The sequence below is a fragment of the Apilactobacillus micheneri genome (assembly GCF_006493595.1).
In the GTDB taxonomy this organism is placed as follows: Bacteria; Bacillota; Bacilli; order Lactobacillales; family Lactobacillaceae; genus Apilactobacillus; species Apilactobacillus micheneri.
This window is the reverse complement of sequence record NZ_QUBI01000006.1, coordinates 23,199-48,772: the sequence shown is the minus strand read 5'-3', so window position 1 is coordinate 48,772 and position 25,574 is coordinate 23,199. Positions and strand designations below refer to the sequence as shown.

Genomic DNA, 25,574 nt, shown 5'->3' with positions numbered 1-25,574 from the left:
TTATGGAGGATTAAATTGAATATTCAACATAGTTTTACTGGAAACAATGATAAAGGTAAACTTTATTTAGTTCCGACACCAATTGGAAACTTGGATGATATGACATTTAGGGCGATTAAGATATTGAAATCAGTTGATATTATTGCAGCTGAAAATCCTAGTCATACACAACAGTTATTAAATCATTTTGAAATTGAAAGCAAAAAAATTAGCTTTAGAGAAGATAACAAAGAACGTCGTATTCCTGAATTAATTGAAAAACTAAATTCTGGTATTTCAATTGCTCAAGTTAGCGATGCTGGAATGCCATCAATTAGTGATCCAGGACATGAATTAGTTTCTGCTTGTGTGGAAAATGATATTAGTGTTGTACCATTGCCTGGTGCTAATGCTGGAATTACTGCATTAATAGCTTCTGGATTAAACCCACAACCATTTTATTTTTATGGATTTTTAAAACGAAAAAATAGTGATCAAATTAGTGAATTAGAAAATTTAAATAATCATAAAGAATCGTTAATAATTTATGAGGCACCTCATCGTTTACTTAAAACGCTAAAAAATATTAAAAAGGTTATGGGTGTTGATAGAAAAGTAGTTCTTTGCCGTGAATTAACTAAAAGATTTGAGGAATTTAATCGTGGAAGTATTGAAGAATTAATTAATTGGGCAAGTAATAATCAAATACGTGGTGAATTTGTTATTATTATTGATGGTAATAATAATCCTGATAATGTTGAAGAAGATGTTTTATCAGGATTATCTATTTCGGAACAAGTTGACCATTTTATTAATCAGGATATGAAACCTAATGCTGCAATTAAAAAAGTTGCTAAAATCCACGAAGTTAGAAAGCAAGAAGTTTATAATATATATCATGAAATTAAGAATTGAGGTTTAACTATGGAGCCTACAGAATATAGTGAAAAACATCGAGTTACTTATTATGAAGCTGATTTTACTAAAAGAATGACTTTAGCAATGATGTTAGACGTTATTATATTAGCTTCTGAAGATCACAGTGATTATCTTGGAGTTGGTGCTGATTTTGTTAGAAAATTCGGTGTTACTTGGATTGTTATTCAATACAATGTTGATATTAATCGGATGCCAACTGTGGACGAAGAAATCACTGTAACTACTAAATCCAAATCATATAATAAATATTTTGCCTATCGTGAATTCAAAATTAAAGATGAAAATGGTGATCTTTTGGTTCACATGACAGGACTATGGGCAGTTATGAATTATGAAGCTAGAAGAATTTCCTCAATTCCTAGTGAAATAGTTACTCCATTTGGTGCTGAAAAAGTGAACAAAGTGCCAAAATTAATGAAACCACTTAAAGTGGACTTAGATAAGTCTAATCATCGTCGATTTAGTGTCAGATATACTGATATTGATTCAAATAAGCATGTCAATAATGCTCATTATATGGACTGGATGATTAATGTATTACCTTCAGAGTTTTTAACTACCCATTCACCCATTCATTTTGACTTAAGATATGAAAATGAAGTTAAATATGGTACTGATATTGAAAGTCATTACAATATGGAAAAGTTAGAAAGTGGTAATATTTTAACTAAACATGAAATTATGAGTGGGGATAAGCACTGTACAGTTGCCGATATCATTTGGCAAAATGACTGATTAAATTAATAGACGTTTTCATTTTTTTATGGAGATGTCTATTTTTTTTGTTATAATTTAGTTTGTAATTTTAAAATAATATAAAATCAAGGGGATCGAAGATTAAATGAAAGTATTGGCTTTGGACACATCTAATCGACCATTAACGGTTGCTATTTTAGATGATGATCGTGTTTTAGCAACAGAATCAACTACAGTTCATCAAAAACATGCTGAATATTTATTACCAATTATTGACGAATTGTTTCAAAAAGTTGGAATGAAACCTAAAGATTTACAGAGAGTGGTTGTTGCTAATGGTCCTGGTTCTTATACAGGAATTCGTATCGCAACAGCAACTGCTAAAACTTTAGCATATACTTTAGGAATTGATTTAGTAAGCGTTTCTAGTTTGTTGACTTTAGCTCTTAATGTACAACTAGAAGGTAGCTTAGTTATGCCAATCTTCGATGCCAGAAATAACAATGTCTTTACAGGACTATATAAAATTGAAAATGGGATGCCTAAAGCAATTATTAATGATCAACATACTGATTTTGATAAGTGGTTATCATTGGTTGGCAGTGTTGATTCCAATATTTACGCGGTTGGGGAGACCGAAAACTTTTTAGATAAACTTAGCGAAAATTATGGTGATAATCTCAAATTGTTAGATCAATTTGATAATTTACCTCAAGCAGCAAAATTAGGTATTTATGGACAAAAACAAGCTCCAATTAAAGATATCCATAGTTTTGTACCTAATTACTTACGATTGACTAAAGCAGAAGCAGATTGGAAGAAAAATAATCCTGAGGAAGAAGAAACATCATATGTTGAAAAATTTGATTAATTGGTATCGAAAAACTTTTCTTAACACTAATAAATCCTTTAAAAGGGAATGTTTAAAAGTTAAAAATCATAATGTTGAGATCAATGATCATAAATATTATGTTGCAAAAGCAATGGTTACAGACATTCCTGATATCATAAAAGTAGAGAAATCAGTTTATAATGGAGCAACGCCTTGGACAGCAGATGTATTTGAGACAGAATTACGTCCACGTGATGATCGATTCTATTTATTAGTAAGATATCGCGATCAACTTGTTGCTTTTATCGGTAGTTCCTTGAATGATAAAGCAAAAGATTGCCATATATCTAATGTTGCTGTTTTATCTGAATTTCAAGATCGTGGATTAGGGTACTTTTTAATCGCTAAGGTTATCCAAAAAGCACGTCAATTAGAATATGAAACTGTTTCTTTAGAAGTACGTTTAAGTAATGTTAGAGCGCAAAGATTATATTCTGATTTGGGATTTAAGAAAAATGGTTTAAAGAAAAATTATTATGACGATGATAACGAAGATGCATTGGATATGGTTTTAGACTTAAATTTGTATGAAACCATTCCTAATAATTTTGGAATTTAATATAGAAATGAAGGTATTTTTTTGGAACCACATATAGTAATGTCTTTTGAATCTAGTTGTGATGAAACTAGTGTGGCTATTATTGAAGATGGCCATAAAATTTTATCAAATATTGTTGCTACACAAATAAAAAGTCATCAACGTTTTGGCGGAGTGGTACCAGAAGTGGCTAGTCGTCATCATATTGAAGAAATTACTATTTGTGTTGATGATGCAATGAGAGAAGCAAATGTAACTTATGATGATATTGATGCAATTGCAGTTACTTATGGTCCTGGATTAGTAGGGGCCTTATTAATTGGGGTTACTGCTGCTAAAACAATTGCTTGGGCTCATGATATTCCATTAATCCCAGTCAATCATATTGCGGGTCATATTTTAGCTGGTCGTTATGTAGAAAAAATTGAATATCCTGCATTAGCATTAGTTGTTTCTGGTGGACATACAGAATTAGTTTTAATGCCTGAAGAAGGTGAATTTAAAATTATTGGTGAAACTAGAGATGATGCCGCTGGTGAGGCTTATGATAAGGTTGGCCGAGTTTTAGGAATCAATTATCCTGCTGGACCTAAAGTTGATGAAATGGCATCAAAGGGAAAAGATACTTTTGATTTTCCACGCGCTATGGAAAAAGACGATAACTTTGACTTTAGTTTTAGTGGATTAAAAAGTGCATTTTTAAATACAACACATCATGCTGATCAGATAAAAGAAAAATTAAATAAGGATGATTTAGCAACTAGTTTTCAAGATGCAGTTGTTGATGTATTAGTATATAAAACTAAGCGAGCATTAGCGAAATATCCGGTTCATCAACTTATATTAGCAGGTGGAGTGGCTGCTAATCATGGACTAAGATCTGCTTTAGATAAAGCAATTAATGATGTTCCAAACACCCAATTGGTAAAAGTGCCATTAAAATTATGTGGTGATAATGCTGCGATGATTGGTGCAGCAGGTTATGTTTTAGCTAAAAAGAATATTTTTGCAGGTGTTAACTTAAACGCAGATCCTAGCTTGGACTTTGATTTGTTAGAAGATAAATAAAAAAGGCATTATCGTAAATTCGATAAATGCCTTTTTTTATTCAATCTTAAGACTATATTCTTCCCATTTATTTTCTTTTTCTGTAATTTGTTTATTGATATCATCTAATTTTGCTTGTAAATCATTTAATTTATCAATATTTTTCAAGTTTTCTGGTTTAACCATTGATTGCTCAAGATCTATTTTATTTTGATTTAAATTATCTAAATCGGTTTCTATCTTTTCAATGATTCTTTTAATTTTACGCTCTTCTTTTTGTTGATTTTTGTTGATTATGAATTGTTTTTGATTATCAGATTGAACATTAGCTTCTTTATTATCTTCTTTTGCTTCTTCACGCTGTTTAATGGCTAATTGTTCTTCTTTTTTCTCTACATAATAATCATAGTTACCTAAATATTCTTCAGAACCATTATTTGTTAGTTCAATAATTGAAGTTGCAATTTTATTAATAAAGTAACGGTCATGAGAAACAAATAAAATAGTACCGTCAAATAAATTCAAAGCATTTTCTAAAACCTCTCGGCTATCAATATCTAGATGATTAGTAGGTTCATCCAAAATAAGAAAATTATCGTGGTGCATTGCTAGTTTAGTTAATAACAAGCGAGCCTTTTCTCCACCAGAAAGGGTACTTACAACTTTATCAACGTCATTACCTGAAAATAAGAAGCTACCTAAAATTGATCTAATATGTTGTTCAGTTTGGGTAGGGTAATCGTCCCATATTTCATCTAAAACAGTTTTTTTGTAATGTAGTTTTTCTTGGTGCTGATCATAATAACCAATTTGTACACCAGTACCAATATTAATTTTTCCAGTTATTTTTGGTATTTGTTTAATTATAGTTTTTAATAAAGTGGATTTTCCAACACCATTAGGTCCAATTAATGCAACTGCCTGATGTTTTTTTATATCCAAATTTATATTATTGCTTATTTTTTGATTATTATATCCAATTGTAAGATCACTAACTTTTAAAACTACATTTCCACTTTGCTTGTAAGGTGAAAATGAAAATTTAGCGGCTTTTTCTTCATTTTCAGGGGCATCAATACGCTCCATTTTTTCTAATTGTTTACGACGAGCTTGTGCTCGTTTGGTTGTAGATGCTCTTACAATATTTTTCTTAACAAAATCTTCCATTTTATTAATTTTCTTTTGTTGTTTTTCAAAATTTTTAAGTTGAATTTGATAATTTTCCTGTTTTTGTTTGACGAAAGAAGAATAATCACCTTTATATGCATCTAAATGTCCATGATTTAAATCATAAACTTCGTTTACAATTTTATCCATAAAGTAGCGATCATGTGAAATGATTAATAATGCTCCTGGATATCCCTTAATGTAATTTTCTAACCAAGATATAGTTTTAACGTCAATATGATTAGTAGGTTCATCAAGAATTAATAAGTCTCTTTTTTCCAATAATAATTTAGCCATAGCTAATTGAGTTTGTTGACCACCAGATAATTCATTAATCTTTTTATTATATGAGTCTTTTTTAAAACCAAATCCCGCAAGTACTGACCTAATCTCTGCTTCATATCCAAAGCCATTTTTGGCTAAAAATGTTGCCTGTAATTTATCATATATTTTACTAATCTCTGCTAGCTTTTCAGGGTTATCAATGACTTTAGGATCAGCCATTTTTTGTTCATATTCGTGTATTTTTGTTTCTAATTCACGTAGCTCTTTAAAAACAGATTCCATTTCTTCTATAATAGTTCTTTTTGACCTTAAGCCAGTATTTTGGGCCAAATACCCAATTGTTAAGCCATTTTTAGTTGTAACGTTTCCTTCATCAATCGATTCTTTACCTAAAATCATCTTTACTAATGTTGATTTACCAGCACCGTTACGACCCACTAAGCCAACTTTACCATTTTCTGGAATGCTCATATTTACATTTGTGAAAAGATCTTCTCCACCAAAACGTTTTGTTAACTTATTAGCTTGTAAAATAATCAAACTATTCACCTCCTGTAAGTGATTATAAATATAACAATACTAGTCATTTTAGCACATAACGTATATATTATTAAAATTATACAACTATAAAAGATTGAAAAGCATTTCACAATCAATATTTTTGTGTTAAAATTATAGTTCGTTATGTGTAAAACTCAAGAGGAGGCAATGGACATGAAAATTCCTAGGGCAACAGCAAAAAGATTGCCTATGTATTATCGATATCTTAGTGGATTGCATGGTGCGAAAGTTAAGCGTATTTCTTCAAGTACTTTTGCCGATGCAGTTCAAGTTGATTCAGCAACAATTAGAAGAGATCTTTCTTATTTCGGTGCCCTTGGTAAACGTGGCTATGGATACGATGTTGATGACTTATTAGATTTCTTTAAAAAGATTTTAAATCAAGATCATTTAACAAATGCAGCATTGGTAGGATTAGGTAACTTAGGCCAAGCATTATTGCATTTTAATTTTCACAAAGATAGTAATGTGAGAATTTCTGCAGCATTTGATATTCATGATAATATGATTAATACTGTTCAAAGTGGTGTACCAGTATATGATGTTAATGATCTTGAAAAACAATTAAGTGAACAACAAATTGAAGTTGTTATTTTAACAGTTCCAACAGGAGTAGCTCAAAAAATTTGTGATCAAGCGATTGCTGGTGGAGCTAAGGGAATTATGAATTTCACTTCTAAAAGATTGTCAGCTCCTAAAAATGTCAGAGTACAAAATGTAGATTTAACAAATGAATTACAAACACTTATTTACTTTATTGAACATTATGATAATTAAAAATAAATACTAATTTCCAAGTACTTTCATAAATTATGAAGGTACTTTTTTATTAAGCATCTTTCTTGCATTTAATCATAAAACATAATATATTAATAATTGTAATTAGCACTCTTTTATATTAAGTGCTAACGATTATTAAATGTTAATTGGAGGGATAGTAACAATGTTAAAACCATTAGGTGATCGTGTTGTTATTGAAACACAAAATGAAGAAGAAAAGACGGTTGGTGGCATTGTTTTAGCTAATAATGCTAAAGAAAAACCACAAACTGGAAAAGTTATTGCTGTTGGATCTGGACGTATTCTAGATAATGGCAAAACATTAGAACCATCTGTTAAAGCTGGGGATAAAGTACTGTTTGATAAATATGCTGGAACTTCAGTTGACTATGATGGAAAATCTTACTTAATTTTGCATGATAAGGACATTGTTGCGATTATTGATTAATAAATTAATTATTAAAAATTTAATGAGGTGAAGTATTTATGGCTAAAGAAGTAAAATTTTCTGAAGATGCTAGAAATTCAATGCTAAGAGGTGTTGATAAATTAGCCAATACTGTAAAAACAACTTTAGGACCAAAGGGTCGTAATGTTGTTTTGGAAGAATCAGCTGGTAATCCTAACATTACTAATGATGGTGTAACCATTGCTAAATCAATTGATTTACAAAATCATTTTGAAAACATGGGAGCTAAATTAGTTTCTGAAGTTGCTTCAAAGACTGATGATATTGCTGGTGATGGTACTACTACTGCTACTGTTTTAACCCAAGCTATCGTCAATGAAGGAATGAAAAACGTTACTGCTGGTGCTAATCCAGTTGGTATTCGTCGTGGAATTGAAAAAGCTACTAAGGTTGCTGTAGATAAGTTACATAGCATGTCACATGAAGTTAAAAATAAAAATGATATTGCTCAAATTGCTTCAATTTCTGCAGATAATCCTGAAGTAGGTAACTTAATTGCAGATGCTATGGAAAAAGTAGGTAATGATGGGGTTATTACTGTTGAAGATTCTCGTGGTGTTAACACTACTATGGATGTTGTTGAAGGAATGCAATTTGATCGCGGATACATGTCTCAATATATGGTTACTGATAACGAAAAAATGGAAGCTGATTTAGATAATCCATATATTTTGGTAACAGATAAAAAGATTAATAACATCCAAGAAATCTTACCGGTATTACAAGCAGTTGTTGAACAAGGTCGTTCATTATTGATTATTGCTGATGATATTGGCGGTGAAGCTTTGCCAACACTTGTATTAAACAAGATGCGTGGAACATTTAACGTTGTTGCCGTTAAAGCTCCTGGTTTTGGTGATCGTAGAAAAGATCAACTACAAGATATTGCTACTTTAACTGGTGCAACACTTCTAACTGATGACTTAGGGATTAATTTAAAAGATGTGAAAATTGATCAATTAGGTCAATCAAATAAGGTGAACGTCACTAAGGACAATACAACCATTGTCCAAGGTTCTGGTGACAAAGATCAAATTTCTAAACGTGTAACTGAAATTAAAAACCAAATGGATGCTACTACATCTGATTTTGATCGTGATAAATTAAGAGAACGTCTAGCTAAGTTGGCTGGTGGAGTTGCAGTAATCCGTGTAGGAGCTGCTACTGAAACTGAACTAAAAGAACGTAAATACAGAATTGAAGATGCTCTAAATTCCACTAGAGCTGCGGTTGAAGAAGGTTTTGTCCCTGGTGGTGGAACTGCATTTATCAACGTTCTAAGAGATATCAGTTCTATTGAAGCTGACGGTGATGAACAAACTGGTGTTAATATTGTTTTGAGTGCATTGGAAGCTCCAGTAAGACAAATTGCTCATAATGCTGGTGTTGATGGTTCAGTTGTTGTTGAACACCTAAAAGATAAAGATAAGGGTGTAGGATATAACGCATCAACTGGTAAATATGAGGATATGATTAAGGCTGGGGTTGTTGATCCAACCAAAGTATCTAGATCAGCATTACAAAATGCAGCCTCGGTTTCTGCATTGTTGTTAACTACAGAAGCAGTAGTTGCTGATATGCCTAGCGAAAATGATAGTGGTAATAATACACCACAACCAGGTATGGGCGGCATGATGTAGTCATTTAATATAATATAAACAAAAAAGGATTCCTTTTGGAATCCTTTTTTATTTATCAAACTTGTTTTTGATTGTGCATATTTGTATAATTTAGTTAATATAAATTTAATTGAAAGGAAAACGATTAATGTTAAAACTTGAAATAATCGTTTGCTTATTTGCGACTTTAATAATTTCAGCTGTTATAACTCCATTTATTAGGAAACTAGCTTTTAGATGGGGCGCTCTTGATGATCCAAATAAACGAAGGATGAATAAAATTCCTATGCCCACTTTGGGTGGCTTAGCAATCTTTGCATCATATACATTCTCGACTACTATTTTGTTAAGAAAACAGATGCCCACACATCAGCTATATGGAATGCTTGCTGGTGAAGTGATAATAATATTAACTGGTGTTATTGATGATATATGGGTCCTTAAACCTCGTCAAAAAGTTTTGGGCATAAGTTTGGCATCAATAGTGGTTTTCTTTTTAGGTAGCGTTCAGATGAACACAGTAACATTACCATTTATCGGAACTTTTGGTCTAGGTTGGTTTAGTTTACCAATTACTTGGATTTGGATTTTAGCCATTACGAATGCTGTTAATTTAATTGATGGGCTTGATGGATTAGCCACTGGAGTATCGGCAATTGCACTGACTACCATGGGAATTACAGGGATGTTTTTCTTAAATGTAGGTAATACATATGTATCTATTATGATATTTGCACTAGTTGCATCTTGTTTAGGATTTTTACCATATAACTTTTTTCCTGCAAGAATTTATTTGGGAGATACGGGATCACTATTTATTGGATTTATGATTTCTATATTCTCTTTAAATGGTTTAAAAAATGCTACCTTTATTACTGTAATCATCCCAGTTATTATTTTAGGGGTGCCAATTACTGATACTATTTATGCTATTTTAAGAAGGTTATTAAATAAACAAGCTATTTCACATGCCGATAAAAAGCATTTACACCATCGTTTAATGCAAATTGGTTTAACTCATCGTCAAACGGTTTTAGTTATTTATGGAATTGCTTTAATCTTTTCATTTATTTCATTACTATATCCAATTTCAACAATGTGGGGTTCTATTCTACTTACAATTGCTACACTATTAGGACTTGAATTATTTGTGGAATCTATTGATTTAGCTGGTAAAGGTAGGCAACCATTGTTAAACGCAATTAAGAAAATCGTCAAAGAAAATACTAGTAAAAGTAATCACTAAAAAAGATTGATTCTGTTTAAGAATCAATCTTTTTTGTTATCTTTATACGGATTAAAATCGACTTCAAAATATTTTTCATCACCATCAACCATATTAACGCGATTATTTAATAAATTAACAATATCTTGTTTGAAATTTTCAATATAATGATTGTCAATAGCTACAATGACTGAAACTTTATCAGTATATTGAGTATCAATAATATTAATATCATTTTCATTTAAGTGATATTGCAATTGATCAAATAATTTATAATCCACATTAATTGTAATTTCAGTTTGTAAAACTTTTTCAATTACCCCAACGCTTTCAATTGCCTTAGTGGTTGCATTACTATAAGCGCGAATCAATCCACCCGCACCTAGTTTAATTCCACCAAAATATCTTGTAACAACAGCAACCGTATTATGAATACCAATCATTTTAATTGCATCTAAAATAGGTACTCCAGCGGTTCCAGAAGGTTCTCCATTATCACTAGCACGTTGAATATGATCGTCTTGTCCAATTACGTATGCATAACAATTATGGGTGGCTTTTTTATTTTCTAACTTGATGCTTTCAATAAAATTATTTGCTTCTTCTTCATTTTGAACTCTTGCAATATTGCAAATAAATCTTGATTTTTTTATATCAATTTCATTTGATCCTTTTGTTTTTATTGTTAAATAATTTTTTTGCATTTTTAAAGAACCTCTTATATTAATTTTTTTATTTTTGCGTATTTATTAAGTATGATTAAAAATTTAGTGGAATTATATGGAAGACAAATTGATGAAACAATGATTGATTCTAAATTATTGAAATCTAGTTTAATAAAAAGATATTTTCCAATTGAAGTACATAATAACCATATTCATTGTAAACGATGTGGACAAGATAGAAATAAAATAAATGCTGAATTACCCAATGATAATTATTATTGTCCAATTTGTATAAATCTAGGTAGAGTAACTTTCAAAAAACGATTATGTTATCTAGATGAACCTAATAATTTTAAAAAATCAAATCCGATATTAACATGGGAAGGTCAATTAACCAATTTACAAAACGATTGTTCTAGAGATATTATTGAAGTTTTTAACCAAAACAAGAAACACTTATTATGGGCAGTCACTGGTGCTGGAAAAACTGAAATGTTATTTAAAGGGATTGAAGAAGCGATTAAACAAAATAAACGTATTTGTATCGCTTCACCAAGAGTTGATGTTTGTAACGAGTTATTTCCGAGAATTAAGGCTGCTTTTAAAAATACTGATATGATTTTATTACATGGACGTCAAGATGAAGAATACCGATATACTCAAATTACGGTATGTACAACCCATCAATTATTGAGATTCTATCGTGCTTTTGATGTGCTAATTATTGATGAAGTGGATTCATTTCCATATGTATCAGATGCAGGGTTACATTTTGCAGCTCAAAATGCATGTAAAATTAATTCTAGTTTATTATATCTAACTGCAACTCCATCCGAAGATTTAATCAAATTAGTTAAATATAATGAACTAAATATTAGTTACTTACCATTACGTTTTCACCAACATCTATTACCCGAGATTAATAATAAATTAATAGGAAATTGGCGTTTAAGGATTAATAAACAAAAACTACCATTTAAACTTTTCAGTTTAATTAATAATAAAATAAACAGTAACCAGAGATTTTTATTATTTGTGCCACGAGTTAAGGATTTAAAGCCTTTGTCTGATTTGCTAAAAATGAAATTTAATCCTCAACTATGGGAAACTGTCCATTCAACTGATGATAAACGAATAGAAAAAGTACAAAAGATGCGTGATGAAAAAGTATTATTTTTGATTACTACCACGATTTTAGAGCGAGGGGTTACCTTTCCTGGAATTGATGTAATTGTTTTGGGCGCTGAAGATAATATTTTTTCAACTTCTGCTTTAGTTCAAATTGCAGGAAGAGTAGGGAGAAAAAAGGATCGTCCTTTTGGTGAAGTTACATTTTTAATAAACTATTATACAAAAACTATAAAAAAGGCAGTTAAACAAATCAAATATATGAATAAACTAGGACAGAAGTTATTATGAAAAATAAGTGCTTGTGGTGTAACAAATCTATAAACAATGAATTAACATTATCTTTCATTCTTAGTTTTAAAAGCTATCAAGAACAATCTTTATGTAATGAATGTTTGAATTTATTTAAAGTCATTAATAATGATTTATGTTGTCATATGTGTGGAAGAAGTGGAACTTTTAAGTTCAATAAATGTTCTGATTGTTTAAGATGGCAAAAAATAGGAGATTCTTTAGTTAACCATTCTTTTTTTCAATACAATGATGTAATGAAAGATTATATGCAAAAATATAAATTTAATGGTGATTATCGATTAAGAAAAATGTTTTGTAAATATTTTGAACAATATTTAAATTCTGATATGATAATTATTCCAGTTCCTGTTAGTGATAAAACATTTAATCAGAGAGGTTTTAATCAAGTAGAAGGATTCTTAGAAAATGTTGAATATTTAAATGCTTTATTGGTTAATGAAGATAAGCAAACACAATCGCATTTAAATCGTAAAGACAGAATTAGTACAAAGCAACCATTTAAGTTAAAGCATTCAATGAAAAATAATATTTTTAATAGAAATATTATTATAGTTGATGATATTTATACTACAGGAACTACAATGCGACATGCAGGTAAATTATTGATTGATAACGGGGCTAAAAACGTTCAAGGATTAACCTTAGCAAGATGATTTATTTGTTATGTTACTTTTAGGTTATAAAACATAAAACTATTTTTAAAAGTGGTAATAAAATGTTAAGATAATATAGTATATATTAATTAAAATCGGATTAAATTAAACAAAATTAAAAACGAAAGGGAATTTATTAATGCCTAATATTTTAAAAAAATGGGTTGAAAGCGATAAGCATGATATCAAACGTTTAAGTAAGTTAGCGGATAAAGTTGATAATTATGCTGATGAATATCGTAAATTAAGCGATGAAGATTTAAAAGCTAAAACTCCAGAATTTAAAAAACGTTATCAAGATGGTGAAACGCTAGATGATCTTCTTCCTGAAGCATTCGCTGTTGCAAGAGAAGGAGCTACTCGTGTTTTAGGTCTAACTCCATTCCATGTTCAAGTTATGGGTGGAATTGTGCTTCATGAAGGAAGCATTTCTGAAATGAAAACTGGTGAAGGTAAAACATTAACTGCTACTATGCCTGTATATTTAAATGCATTGGCTGGTAAGGGTGTTCATGTTATTACGGTTAACGAATACTTATCCAAGCGTGATGCTGAACAAATGGGTGAACTATATAACTGGTTAGGCTTAACAGTTGGTGTTAACTTAACTGAAATGAGTGCTGAAGAAAAACGTGAAGCATACAATGACGATATTACCTATTCTACTAATAGTGAAATCGGATTTGATTATTTACGTGATAATATGGTTGTTTACAAAGAAGATATGGTACAACGTCCATTGAACTTTGCTATTGTCGATGAAGTAGACTCTATTTTAATTGATGAAGCTAGAACCCCATTAATCATTTCTGGTCAAGCTAAAGGTTCACAAGAATTGTATATTCAAGCTGATCGTTTTGCTAAAACTTTAAAAGACAAAGATGATTTTAAGATTGATTTGGAATCAAAAACTGTTGCTTTAAAAGATCAAGGTATTGAAAAGGCTGAAAAGTACTTTAACCTAAAGAACTTATATGATACTGATAATACAGCTCTAACTCATCATTTGGATGAAGCATTACGTGCTAACTACATTATGCTTAAAGATAAGGATTATGTGGTTTCTAATGGTGAAGTATTAATCGTTGATTCATTTACTGGTCGTATTATGGAAGGTCGTCGCTTTTCTGATGGGTTACATCAAGCAATTGAAGCCAAAGAAGGCGTTGACATTCAAGAAGAAAGTAAAACTATGGCTAATATCACATACCAAAACTTATTCAGAATGTACCATAAGTTAGCTGGTATGACTGGTACTGCTAAAACAGAAGCTGATGAATTTAGAGAAATCTATAATATGGATGTTATTTCAATCCCTACTAATAAACCTGTAGCCAGAGTTGATGAACCTGATTTACTATATCCAACTCTTCAATCTAAATTCGATGCAGTTATCAGTAAAATCAAGGAATTACACAGTAAGGGACAACCAATGTTGATTGGTACCGTTGCTGTTGAAACATCAGAATATCTAGATAATAGATTAACTCAAGAAGGAATTCCACATAACGTCTTAAATGCTAAGAATCATGCTAAAGAAGCTGACATTATTTCCAACGCTGGACAAAAGAATGCAGTTACTATTGCTACTAACATGGCTGGTCGTGGTACTGATATTAAACTTGGACCGGGTGTTGTTGAACTAGGTGGATTAGCAGTTATTGGAACTGAACGTCATGAATCAAGACGTATTGATAATCAATTACGTGGTCGTTCAGGTCGTCAAGGAGACCCAGGTCTTTCACAATTCTATCTTTCATTAGAAGATGATTTAATGCGTCGTTTTGGTTCTGACCGTATTAAGAGCTTCTTAGAAAATATGAAAGTTGATGGCGAATCTGCTGTTATTAAGAGTAGATTAATTACTAAACAAGTTGAATCAGCTCAAAAGCGTGTTGAAGGTAATAATTATGACTCTAGAAAACAGGTTCTTCAATATGATGATGTTATGAGACAACAACGTAATGTTATCTATGGTGAAAGATATCAAATTATCGAAGAAAATAAATCTCTTAAATGGGTATTAATGCCAATGATTCAAAGAACCGTTAATAGAATTGTTAACTTGCATACTCAAGGAGATAAGAAAGATTGGGATTTAGATACTATTTTAGATTTTGCTATTAGTGCTTTAGTAAGTCCTGATCGCATCAGTTTAGATGATTTAGAAAATAAATCTGCTGATGAAATTAAAGATACTCTAATGAATCTTGCTAAACAAGTATATAAAGAAAAACAAGATCAATTATATGATCCTAATCAAATGCTTGAATTTGAAAAGGTTGTTATTTTAAGAGTTGTTGATTCACACTGGACTGATCATATTGATGAAATGGATCAATTGAGACAATCAGTTGGTTTAAGAGGTTATGGTCAATTGAATCCATTGGTTGAATATCAACGTGAAGGTTATCAAATGTTTGAAGAAATGATTTCAGATATCAACTATGATACAACTAGACTATTTATGAAGGCTGAAATTAGACAAAACATTGAAAGATAATTTTAAAAACGGGGATGGACTTGTATAGTTCCATTGCCGTTTTTTACATAAGGAGTAAATAATTTATGGAATTAAAAGATGCAAAAGATGAAATTAACAAAATAAAAAAAGCCATTGCTGGTTTTAGGGGGTCGCTTTGACTTAGATTCATTATCTGAAAATATTGAGATTAATGAGTCTAAAATGGCAGATCCTAATTTTTGGGATGATCCTAATAAAGCTAAAAGCTTTATTGAAGAAAACAATAAACTTAAGAAAAAGTATGATAATTTTAAGGTAATTGCTGAAGAAAGTGATGACTTAGAAATAAACTTGGAATTACTTGAAGAAGATAATGACCCTTCAATAATGGAAGAATTTGAAAATAATTTAAGTAAGACTAAAAAGCATTTAGAAAATTATCGCTTAGGCATGCTGTTAAATGGTAAATATGATGGCAATAATGCTATCTTAGAAATTCATCCAGGTGCTGGTGGAACTGAATCTCATGATTGGGGAATGATGTTACTTCGCATGTACACCAGATGGGCTGAACAACATGAATTTAAATTAGAGACTTTGAATTATCAAGTTGGTGAAGTAGCTGGAATTGATAGTGCGACGTTATTAATTTCTGGTGAAAATGCATATGGATATTTGAAATCAGAAAAAGGTGTGCATCGATTGGTTAGAATTTCTCCATTTGACTCAGCAGGTCGTCGTCACACATCATTTGCCTCAGTGGATGTAATGCCAGAATTAGATGATTCAGTAAACATTGATATTAATCCTGCTGACTTAAGGGTAGATGTTTTTAGAGCCAGTGGAGCTGGTGGTCAACATGTTAACAAAACTTCATCTGCGGTTCGAATTACCCATGAACCTACTGGAATTGTAGTTGCTAGTCAAGCTCAACGTTCACAGCTACAAAATAGGGAAACTGCAATGAATATGTTAAAGTCCAAGTTATATGAATTAGAAGAAGAAAAGAAGGCTGAGCAAAAAGCTCAACTAGAAGGTGAACAAAAAGAAATTGGATGGGGTTCACAAATTCGTTCTTATGTTTTTCATCCATATTCGATGGTAAAAGACCATCGTACAGGCTATGAAACTGCTAAAGTACAAGATGTTATGGATGGAAAATTAGACAAATTTATTAATTCGTATTTACAATGGAAATTAAGCAAGCAGAACCCAGATTAACTTAGGAGACAAGCAAATGGATTATTTATTAACATTATCTATAATTTTTATTCAACCAGTTCTTTGGCTGGGCATAATTAAAGTTCTTTTAAACAATAAAAAAAGACTTTCACGTGAAAGAAATTCTTTTAATACTGCTATTTATCAAAATAATTTTGAGTTAAAACATTTTTTACTAGGATTTTTACTTTTCGGTATTTTTGGATCTATTTTATCAATTTTAGTTGGTACATTTATTTCTGTCCCATGGATTATTTTGTATGAAGTACTACTATTATTAAATATTGTGTTGATTCCCTATAGATTATTTCCGATTATAATAGCTGGAATAACAACTTTAATTACAATGATTCCTAGTATATTTGATTATATTAATGACAGCTTTGATTCTTCAATTGATTTATCAATGACTGCCAATCAAAACATATTATTTCTAATTAGTTTAATCATTTTAATGTCCGGTTTATTTTGGAGATACTTTGTTGGCCGTTATAATACCCCTGAAATATCGAAAAATAAACGTGGAAACCGTGTAGCTGGATACCTTTTAAATGAAATGACAGTTTTTCCATTACTCGTTTTAATTCCTGGCGATCAATTGCAAAAAGCAATTTCATTTTGGCCTACTTTCATGGTAGGACATCAATCATTTAGTTTATTTTTATTACCAGTACTTTTAAGTGCAAAAATGAAAATATTCAAGAATGTTCCTTTAAAGATTGCAAAAAAGATTGGTAATTCAATTGTTAAATTAGGTATTTTGGGATTTATATTAACAATTGGCAGCTATTTCTTCCCAATTGTTACTTTATATTCAATCGGAATCCTTATTATTGTTTATTTGTTGATTTTAATTAGAATCAAATTACAAGACCTTAAATCTGAAAAATGGTTTTCTGATGCAGTTGAAGGCGTTAGTGTAATTGGTGTTAGGCCATCTACTCCAGCTGATAAAATGGGGGTTGAAATTGGGGATCGTATTGTTGAAGTTAATAACAAAACGGTTCATAATAAAAATGAATTTTATGAGGCAATTTTATCTTCACCTACATTTTGTCGATTAAAATTAATAAATAGAAATGACCGAATTAAAATTACTGAATCAGCTATTTATAACGACTCACCAAATGAATTAGGGGTTGTTTTGTTTAAATAAATTATTTTTATTAAAAGGATTGTATTTAAGCATGAAAAGTGTTTAAATGTTTAACTCAAAGGAGTTGTTAATAAAATGAAAAAATTAACTAGATCAAAAACAGACAGAATGCTAACTGGAGTTGCCGGTGGAGTTTCAGAATATCTAGGAATTGATTCTAGAATTATAAGAATAATTTTTATTATTCTTGCTTTCTTTCATGGCATTGGATTACTTGCATACTTGATTTTGCTTGTTTTAATGCCCAATACTCAAGAAACAACTGGTCCTTTTGATGGGATGTTTAATCAATACAAGTCTAAAGAACAATCAACAACTAAGAATAACGATAAAAGAAAAAATTTAAAAGATGTTCAAGAATTTGATCATAAATAAAGGAGACTTACAATGGGATTTTGGGGTCGTTTATTAGTTAATACCTTATTATTTATAGCTATTGCAGGTTTCTTTCAAGGAAGTTTTTATGTCGCTAGTTTAACAACGGCAATTATTGCTGCTTTTGTATTGGCGATTTTGAATACTTTGGTAAAACCGGTATTGTTTATTCTTTCATTACCAATTAATATTTTGACATTGGGATTGTTTAGTATTGTCTTAAATGCATTTATGTTAGAAGCAACCTCATATATTGTTGGTAGTGATTTCCAATTTACTTCTTTTGGGATGGCAATGCTAGTATCTATAATAATGTCAATTTGTAATGCGGTATTATCTAATAATCAATCAACTGAATAATGTTAAAATAAGTAGGTATTTAATAATATCTACTTATTTTTTTATTTTTAATGTGCTTTTAAGATTAAAAGATAATAATTAAAATGGTAAAATAATAATAACATAGGAGGTAAACGTATGACTTATAATGTTAGTGTTGCTGACTTAGTTGAAAACACACATCTAGATATTTTTTATGGTAAAGAGTATTTAGACAGACCTATTACTACTAGTGATATTTCAAGACCTGGTTTAGAATTAACTGGATATTTTAATTATTATCCGGCTAAAAGAATTCAATTACTTGGAATTACTGAGACCTCATATGCAAAAGGCATGAATAGTGCTGATCTTTATGAAGTTATGAAAGAAATGTGTCACCCAGAAACCCCAGCTTTTGTGATCTCGACTCAATTAGATCCGCCAGATGAGTTAATTAGAGCTGCTAAAAATAAACATATTCCTATTTTAGGATCAAAATTAACAACTTCTAGAGTTTTAAGTAATATGACTAATTATTTAGAAAGTAATTTAGCCGAAAGAAAATCTATGCATGGAGTTTTAGTTGATGTTTATGGATTAGGTGTTCTGATGACTGGTGATTCAGGAGTCGGTAAAAGTGAAACCGCTTTGGAATTAGTAAAACGTGGCCATCGATTAATAGCTGATGATCGAGTGGAAGTATACCAACAGGATGAACAAACATTAGTTGGACAAGCTCCACGTATTTTACGTCATTTATTAGAAATCCGTGGAATTGGGATTATTGACGTAATGAATTTATTTGGTGCAGGAGCTGTACGTTCAAAAACCAAAGTCGATTTAATTGTCCATTTAGAAAACTGGTCTGATAATAAAGATTATGATCGATTAGGGAATTCTAATGAAACTAGACGGATCTTTGATGTTGATGTTGAAAGAATTAACATTCCAGTTAAAACTGGACGCAATTTAGCAATTATTGTTGAAGCAGCTGCAATGAACTTTAGAGCTAGAACAATGGGATACGATGCAACTAAAGTATTCAATGATAATCTAAATAGTTTAATTAAAGAAAATTCAAAACCTAATGGTTAATTAAATATTGAATGGAGGAGATCTTATTTCGTTAGCTTTAAATCCGATTGCATTTAATTTGGGATCGATTCAAGTTCATTGGTATGGAATCTTTATTGCCAGTGCAGTGATGATTGCGGTTTATCTTTCTGTTAAAGAAGGTTCAAAACGTGGAATTATTGCAGATAATATTTATGACATGATTTTATGGGCATTGCCTGTTGCAATTATTTGCGCTCGTATCTATTATGTAGCATTTCAGTGGCCATACTACAGTCAACATCTAGATGAAATAATTAAAGTTTGGGATGGTGGAATTGCCATTTATGGAGCTTTAATTGGTGCTGGCTTAGTTGTATTTTATTATTGCCGTAGTAAATTTATACCGGTTTGGTTGATGCTAGATGTTATTGCTCCAACTGTAATAATGGGACAAGGAATTGGTAGATGGGGTAACTTTATGAACCAAGAAGCTTTTGGTAAAATTACAAGTTTATCTTTCTTACAACACTTGCATTTACCATCATTTATAATTAATCAAATGTTTATTCAAGGTTCATATCGTCAACCAACTTTTTTGTATGAGTCTATTTGGGATATATTTGGTTTTATATTACTAATGAATTTAAGGCATATTAATAAATTCTTTAAACGTGGTGAAGTCTTTTTAGGTTATGTAATTTGGTATTCATTTGGAAGATTCTTTGTTGAGGGAATGCGTACTGATAGCTTAATGGCCTTTGGTGATATAAGAGTTTCACAATTATTATCAATTGTTTTATTTTTCGGTTCTATGGGTATTATTATTTATCGTAGAAAGAAAAATCCAGATTTACCATATTATCTTGACGGTAGATCAATAATTAATAAGTAATATAATTACAAGGAGATTTTATAATGGTAGAAAAAGTAGCAGTTTTAGGTGCAGGATCATGGGGTAGCATGTTAGCCAACATCTTATCTGAAAATGGTAACGAAGTTCACTTATGGTCTTACAAACCAGCTCAAGTTGAAGAATTAAATAACAAACACACTAATACTAAATACATTGAGAATTTTACATATTCTAAGGATTTGGTAGCTTATTCTGATATGAAGGAAGCTATTAATGGGGTTGACGACATCTTATTTGTGGTACCAGCTCAAGTTACTAGATCAATCGCTCAAAAAGTAAATAATATTTTGGCAGAATTGAATATGAAAGTAAATATTATTCATGGTAGTAAAGGAATTGAGCAAAAGACCTACAAACGTATGTCTGAAGTCCTTGCTGAAGAAATTGATCCCAAATATCGTAAATCGATTGCTGTAATATCCGGTCCTAGTCAAGCTGAATCGGTAGCAAAACATGATATTACTTTGGTTACTACTGCTTCAGAAAACATTAAAGATGCTGAACATGTTCAGTCTTTGTTTATTAATGAATATTTTAGAGTTTATACCAATGATGATATTATAGGTGTTGAAATTGGTGCAGCTTTGAAAAATATTATTGCATTAGGAGCGGGAGCACTTTATAGTTTAGGTTATGGTGATAATACTAAAGCAGCTCTAATGACTCGTGGCTTAGCAGAAATTTCTCGATTAGGAACTTCATTTGGTGCTAATCCATTAACATTTACTGGATTGTCTGGGGTTGGTGACCTAATTGTTACAGCAACAAGTAGTGATTCTAGAAACTGGCGTGCTGGATATCAATTAGGACAAGGTAAGTCATTAGACGAAGTTATTGAACATATGGGAATGGTAATTGAAGGAATTGCTACCACTAAAGCTGCCTATGAATTAGCAAAACAACGTGGTATCGATATGCCAATTACATCAGCTATTTATCATGTTATAAATGATGAATTAACTGTGAAAGATGCAATTAATAATCTAATGCATCGTGAAGGCCGAGCAGAATTGGACTAAATATGGTTTAAGGAGAATGTTTTATGAAAAAAATTAGAAAAGCAATCATCCCAGCTGCAGGTTTGGGAACAAGATTTTTACCAGAAACTAAAGCGATGCCTAAGGAAATGCTTCCAGTAGTTGATAAACCTGCTATTCAATTAATTGTTGAAGAAGCAGTTGCTTCTGGAATTACTGATATTTTAATTATTATTGGAAAAGGTAAACGTGCAATTGAAGACCATTTTGATTCTAATACTGAATTAGAATTAAATCTTGAAAAGAAAAATAAGATGAAAATGTTGGAAGCTGTTAAGAAAACTAATGGTTTAAACATCTATTTTAAACGTCAAGAACACCCTAATGGTTTAGGGGATGCGGTTCATACTGCCAAGAGTTTTGTTGGGGATGATCCATTCGTTATTATGCTAGGTGACGATTTGATGCAAGACAAGACTCCATTAACTAAGCAATTAATTGATAGTTATGAAAAAACTAATTCTTCCACCTTAGCTGTTATGAAGGTTCCACATGAAGATACTTCTAAATATGGAGTTATTAATCCCGCTAAGGAAGTACAAGATGGATTATATGATGTTACTAGCTTCGTTGAAAAACCTAATCCAGAAGATGCTCCTAGTGATTTAGCAATCATTGGTCGTTACTTATTGACTCCAGAAATATTTGAAATATTGGAAAATACTAAACCAGGTAAGGGTAACGAAATTCAATTAACTGATGCTATTGATACTTTGAACAAAAATGGTAAAGTCTATGCTCATGAATTCAAAGGTTCTCGTTATGATACCGGGAATAAATTTGGTTGGTTAGAAACTAATATTGAATTTGGTTTACAACATCCAGAAGTATCAGATCAATTGAAACAATATATTAAGGATTTAGCTAATAAGTTAGACTAATATTACTTTGTGTGCAAAATAATAGACAAACTTTTCTTTTGCTAGTAAAGTAGTGCTTATTGAAAAAGAGAGGAGCTGAAATTATGGAAAAATATGATGTAATCGTAATTGGTGCAGGTCCTGGTGGAATGACTGCAGCATTATATGCTTCTCGTGCAAATTTATCTGTTTTGATGATTGATCGAGGCATTTACGGTGGCCAAATGAATAATACTGCTGAAATTGAGAATTATCCTGGCTTTAAATCAATTTTAGGCCCAGATTTAGCTAAAAAAATGTATGAAGGTTCAATTAACTTTGGTGCAAAATATGCATATGGGACTGTTGAATCAATTGAACAATCAGGTAAAAATAAGATTGTTAAAACCGATCAAGATAGTTATGAAACAGGTTCCGTGATTATTGGGACTGGTTCTCAATACCGTAAATTAGGTGTTGAAGGTGAAGATGAATACGGTGGCAAAGGTGTTTCTTACTGTGCTGTATGTGATGGAGCTTTCTTTAAAAACAGAGAAGTTGTCGTAATTGGTGGTGGTGATTCAGCAATTTCAGAAGCTTTATACCTTGCTGGTATAACTTCAAAAGTTACTGTTATCCATCGTCGTGATCAATTAAGAGCACAAAAGGTACTTCAAGATCGTGCATTTGCAAACGACAAAATTAATTTTATTTGGAATACTAATGTAACTGAAATTATTGGTGATAATATGAAGGTTACAGGGGTTAAAACATTGAACAATCAGACCAATGAAACTGATGTTGTTGATGCCAATGGAGTATTTATTTATGTTGGAAATAATCCAATGACCGAACCATTCAATAATTTAAATATTACTGATGATAAAGGTTGGATTAAGACCAATGAACGTATGGAAACTTCAGTACCTGGAGTTTTTGCAATTGGAGATGTTCGTTCAAAAGAATTAAGACAAGTTGCAACTGCCGTGGGCGACGGTGGAATTGCTGGTCAAAATGCTTTTGAATATTTATCATCATTAGAAAAATAATTAATAAAAAGGAATGCTTAAATAGCATTCCTTTTTATTATCTTGGCGGATACGTATTAATTTTAGAATGTATGTTCGTGTGTTAAAATGTATACAAAATTATAGGGATGTTTAAGGGCTTATAATTTAAGCTCTTATTTTAATGAGAAAGTGAGGGCTTTTATTGCAAATTAAACGAGAAAAAAATAACCATTTTGATTTAGTTTCTAAATATAAGCCAACTGGAGATCAACCAGAGGCAATTAAAAAATTAACCGATGGTATTGAAAATGGCCAAAAATCGCAAATATTATTGGGTGCTACTGGTACTGGGAAGACATTTACGATTTCAAATGTTATCAAAAATGTAAATAAACCTACATTAATTTTATCTCATAATAAAACTTTAGCTGGCCAATTATACGGTGAATTCAAAGAATTTTTTCCTAATAATGCAGTTGAATATTTTGTTAGTTATTATGATTATTATCAGCCGGAAGCTTATGTACCTTCAAGTGACACTTATATTGAAAAAGACTCTTCTGTAAATGACGAAATTGATAAGTTACGGCATGCTGCTACTAATGCACTCCTAACTAGAAATGATGTTATTATTGTGGCTTCAGTATCATCTATTTTTGGTTTAGGGAGTCCGGAAGAATACTATAAACATACGGTATCTTTACATGTAGGGCAACAAATAGAACGTGATGATGTTTTACGTCAGCTTGTAGATATTCAATTTGATCGGAATGATATTGATTTTCAACGTGGTCGCTTTAGAGTTCATGGTGATGTGGTAGATATTTTTCCAGCTTCAGGTGATAAACATGCACTTAGAGTTGAATTTTTTGGTGATGAAATTGATTCCATTAGGGAAATTGATACATTAACAGGTGAATTTTTAGGTAAAAAGAATAACGTTATTATTTTCCCTGCGACTCACTTTTTAACCGATGATCAAAATTTGGATAGTGCTTTAGCCAATATTAGAAAAGAAATGGATGAACAAGTTGCTAAATTCAAAAGTGAAGGTAAACTGGTTGAAGCCCAACGCCTAAAACAACGAACTACTTATGATGTTGAAATGATGGCAGAAATGGGATATACCAATGGGATTGAAAATTATTCTAGGCATGTGGATCATCGTAAACCAGGTGAACCACCATATACATTACTTGATTTCTTTCCCGATGATTATTTATTAGTTGTTGATGAATCTCATCAAACTTTGCCTCAAATTGGTGGTATGTATAAGGGTGATAAAGCTAGAAAAGAACAACTTATTAAGTATGGATTTAGATTACCTAGTGCTTTAGATAATCGTCCTTTGAAGATGCCTGAGTTTAAGAAACATATTAATCAAGCTGTTTACATGTCAGCTACGCCTGGTCCTCGTGAACTAGAAATGACTGATGAAAAGAATATTGTGCAACAAATTATTCGTCCAACTGGTCTTTTAGATCCTACAGTTGAAGTTCGTCCAATCATGGGACAAATGGATAACTTAGTTGGTGAAATTAATAAAAGAATTGATCGAGACGAAAGAACATTTGTTACTACCTTAACTAAAAAAATGGCTGAAGATTTAACAGATTATTTAAAAGATTTAGGAATTAAAGTAGCATATTTGCACTCAGATGTTAAAACTCTTGAACGAACTAAAATTATACGTGACTTAAGATTAGGCAAATATGATGTTTTAGTGGGAATTAATCTTTTAAGAGAAGGTATCGATGTTCCGGAAGTTTCTTTAGTTGCAATTTTGGATGCTGACAAAGAAGGCTTTCTAAGAAATGAACGTTCATTAATTCAAACGATTGGTCGTGCAGCCAGGAACGAAAATGGGGCTGTTATTATGTATGCCGATACAGTAACTGATTCAATGCAAAAAGCAATGGATGAGACTGCTAGAAGAAGAAAAATTCAAAAAGCATATAATAAAGAACATGGGATTACCCCACATACTATTAAGAAACCAGTTCGTGATCTTATTAAATATGATAATAACGATGATGATGAACCAAAAGAAAGTCATTCATTTGTTGAATCTGATTTCCAAAAGATGACTAAAAAAGAACAACAATCAATGCTTGAAACTCTAAATAAAGAAATGCGACATGCTGCAACGAAATTAGATTTTGAACAAGCTGCTTCTATTCGTGATACAGTTATGGAACTTAAGAGTCAAATGAAATAAGTAAGG

24 protein-coding genes are annotated in these 25,574 nt (G+C 31.1%); 22 read left to right on the top strand and 2 right to left on the bottom strand.

Going from position 1 to position 25,574, the window contains the following annotated elements; all coding sequences use genetic code 11:
- Window positions 1–9: 9 nt before the first annotated feature.
- The 5 genes from rsmI to tsaD all read left to right on the top strand — a co-directional run bounded on the left by rsmI (window position 10) and on the right by tsaD (window position 4,112).
- Window positions 10–894 (top strand): 16S rRNA (cytidine(1402)-2'-O)-methyltransferase, encoded by an 885-nt coding sequence (gene rsmI / locus DY123_RS06570; RefSeq protein ID WP_404799060.1) that lies wholly within the window; start codon window positions 10–12, stop codon window positions 892–894.
- 9 nt (window positions 895–903) lie between these two features.
- Complete coding sequence (locus DY123_RS06565; RefSeq protein ID WP_140924417.1) at window positions 904–1,653, top strand: acyl-[acyl-carrier-protein] thioesterase; 750 nt, start codon at window positions 904–906, stop codon at window positions 1,651–1,653.
- Window positions 1,654–1,759: 106 nt separating this feature from the next.
- The gene (gene tsaB / locus DY123_RS06560) at window positions 1,760–2,485 is read left to right on the top strand and encodes a tRNA (adenosine(37)-N6)-threonylcarbamoyltransferase complex dimerization subunit type 1 TsaB (RefSeq protein WP_140924415.1); all 726 of its coding nucleotides are present in this window, start codon (window positions 1,760–1,762) and stop codon (window positions 2,483–2,485) included.
- Window positions 2,466–3,065 (top strand): ribosomal protein S18-alanine N-acetyltransferase, encoded by a 600-nt coding sequence (rimI, locus tag DY123_RS06555; RefSeq protein WP_105964944.1) that lies wholly within the window; start codon window positions 2,466–2,468, stop codon window positions 3,063–3,065. Before tsaB ends, rimI begins: the two co-directional genes overlap by 20 nt.
- Window positions 3,066–3,104: 39 nt before the next feature.
- The gene (gene tsaD / locus DY123_RS06550) at window positions 3,105–4,112 is read left to right on the top strand and encodes a tRNA (adenosine(37)-N6)-threonylcarbamoyltransferase complex transferase subunit TsaD (RefSeq protein WP_105964998.1); all 1,008 of its coding nucleotides are present in this window, start codon (window positions 3,105–3,107) and stop codon (window positions 4,110–4,112) included.
- A gap of 36 nt (window positions 4,113–4,148) precedes the next feature.
- Here tsaD and DY123_RS06545 read toward each other — a convergent pair whose 3' ends face one another.
- Window positions 4,149–6,083, bottom strand: coding sequence for an ABC transporter ATP-binding protein (locus tag DY123_RS06545; protein WP_225426769.1), 1,935 nt, complete (start codon window positions 6,081–6,083; stop codon window positions 4,149–4,151).
- A 168-nt stretch (window positions 6,084–6,251) separates the two neighbouring features.
- On the opposite strand from DY123_RS06545, the gene DY123_RS06540 reads away from it, so the two are divergent.
- The 4 genes from DY123_RS06540 (at window position 6,252) to DY123_RS06525 (ending at window position 10,218) form a co-directional block, all read left to right on the top strand.
- Window positions 6,252–6,881: a redox-sensing transcriptional repressor Rex gene (locus DY123_RS06540; RefSeq protein WP_105964943.1), complete on the top strand. Its 630-nt coding sequence runs from the start codon at window positions 6,252–6,254 to the stop codon at window positions 6,879–6,881.
- Between the two features lie 166 nt (window positions 6,882–7,047).
- Window positions 7,048–7,332, top strand: a complete 285-nt coding sequence (gene groES, locus DY123_RS06535) for a co-chaperone GroES (protein WP_108982949.1) — start codon at window positions 7,048–7,050, stop codon at window positions 7,330–7,332.
- A 38-nt stretch (window positions 7,333–7,370) separates the two neighbouring features.
- Window positions 7,371–8,993 (top strand): chaperonin GroEL, encoded by a 1,623-nt coding sequence (gene groL, locus DY123_RS06530; RefSeq protein ID WP_140924413.1) that lies wholly within the window; start codon window positions 7,371–7,373, stop codon window positions 8,991–8,993.
- 127 nt (window positions 8,994–9,120) lie between these two features.
- A complete protein-coding gene (locus DY123_RS06525; protein ID WP_108982947.1) occupies window positions 9,121–10,218 on the top strand; it encodes a glycosyltransferase family 4 protein in 1,098 nt (365 codons plus the stop codon).
- A 23-nt stretch (window positions 10,219–10,241) separates the two neighbouring features.
- Here the strand turns inward: DY123_RS06525 and DY123_RS06520 are convergent, their stop codons facing one another.
- Complete coding sequence (locus DY123_RS06520) at window positions 10,242–10,901, bottom strand: YigZ family protein (protein ID WP_140924411.1); 660 nt, start codon at window positions 10,899–10,901, stop codon at window positions 10,242–10,244.
- A 51-nt stretch (window positions 10,902–10,952) separates the two neighbouring features.
- On the opposite strand from DY123_RS06520, the gene DY123_RS06515 reads away from it, so the two are divergent.
- The 13 genes from DY123_RS06515 to uvrB all read left to right on the top strand — a co-directional run bounded on the left by DY123_RS06515 (window position 10,953) and on the right by uvrB (window position 25,568).
- Window positions 10,953–12,281, top strand: a complete 1,329-nt coding sequence (locus tag DY123_RS06515) for an ATP-dependent helicase ComFA (RefSeq protein WP_140924410.1) — start codon at window positions 10,953–10,955, stop codon at window positions 12,279–12,281.
- Window positions 12,278–12,958: a ComF family protein gene (locus tag DY123_RS06510; RefSeq protein WP_108982944.1), complete on the top strand. Its 681-nt coding sequence runs from the start codon at window positions 12,278–12,280 to the stop codon at window positions 12,956–12,958. Before DY123_RS06515 ends, DY123_RS06510 begins: the two co-directional genes overlap by 4 nt.
- Window positions 12,959–13,097: 139 nt before the next feature.
- The gene (secA, locus tag DY123_RS06505) at window positions 13,098–15,461 is read left to right on the top strand and encodes a preprotein translocase subunit SecA (RefSeq protein ID WP_105964937.1); all 2,364 of its coding nucleotides are present in this window, start codon (window positions 13,098–13,100) and stop codon (window positions 15,459–15,461) included.
- Between the two features lie 65 nt (window positions 15,462–15,526).
- A protein-coding gene (prfB, locus tag DY123_RS06500; protein WP_108982943.1) for a peptide chain release factor 2 occupies window positions 15,527–16,643 on the top strand; the annotation gives its coding sequence in 2 pieces (ribosomal slippage) (window positions 15,527–15,598 and window positions 15,600–16,643; 1,116 coding nt in all).
- A gap of 16 nt (window positions 16,644–16,659) precedes the next feature.
- On the top strand, window positions 16,660–17,799 hold the full coding sequence (locus tag DY123_RS06495; RefSeq protein ID WP_140924408.1) for a PDZ domain-containing protein: 1,140 nt from the start codon (window positions 16,660–16,662) through the stop codon (window positions 17,797–17,799).
- A gap of 75 nt (window positions 17,800–17,874) precedes the next feature.
- A complete protein-coding gene (locus DY123_RS06490; protein ID WP_108982941.1) occupies window positions 17,875–18,174 on the top strand; it encodes a PspC domain-containing protein in 300 nt (99 codons plus the stop codon).
- 12 nt (window positions 18,175–18,186) lie between these two features.
- A complete protein-coding gene (locus DY123_RS06485) occupies window positions 18,187–18,534 on the top strand; it encodes a phage holin family protein (protein WP_105964933.1) in 348 nt (115 codons plus the stop codon).
- 117 nt (window positions 18,535–18,651) lie between these two features.
- Window positions 18,652–19,590, top strand: coding sequence for an HPr(Ser) kinase/phosphatase (gene hprK, locus DY123_RS06480; protein ID WP_108982940.1), 939 nt, complete (start codon window positions 18,652–18,654; stop codon window positions 19,588–19,590).
- 7 nt (window positions 19,591–19,597) lie between these two features.
- Window positions 19,598–20,443 (top strand): prolipoprotein diacylglyceryl transferase, encoded by an 846-nt coding sequence (lgt, locus tag DY123_RS06475; RefSeq protein ID WP_108982939.1) that lies wholly within the window; start codon window positions 19,598–19,600, stop codon window positions 20,441–20,443.
- A gap of 23 nt (window positions 20,444–20,466) precedes the next feature.
- Complete coding sequence (locus DY123_RS06470) at window positions 20,467–21,483, top strand: NAD(P)H-dependent glycerol-3-phosphate dehydrogenase (RefSeq protein ID WP_140924406.1); 1,017 nt, start codon at window positions 20,467–20,469, stop codon at window positions 21,481–21,483.
- A 23-nt stretch (window positions 21,484–21,506) separates the two neighbouring features.
- Window positions 21,507–22,382, top strand: coding sequence for a UTP--glucose-1-phosphate uridylyltransferase GalU (gene galU, locus DY123_RS06465; RefSeq protein WP_108982937.1), 876 nt, complete (start codon window positions 21,507–21,509; stop codon window positions 22,380–22,382).
- 80 nt (window positions 22,383–22,462) lie between these two features.
- A complete protein-coding gene (gene trxB, locus DY123_RS06460; protein WP_181398812.1) occupies window positions 22,463–23,389 on the top strand; it encodes a thioredoxin-disulfide reductase in 927 nt (308 codons plus the stop codon).
- A 169-nt stretch (window positions 23,390–23,558) separates the two neighbouring features.
- The gene (gene uvrB / locus DY123_RS06455) at window positions 23,559–25,568 is read left to right on the top strand and encodes an excinuclease ABC subunit UvrB (RefSeq protein ID WP_140936466.1); all 2,010 of its coding nucleotides are present in this window, start codon (window positions 23,559–23,561) and stop codon (window positions 25,566–25,568) included.
- Window positions 25,569–25,574 lie beyond the last annotated feature (6 nt).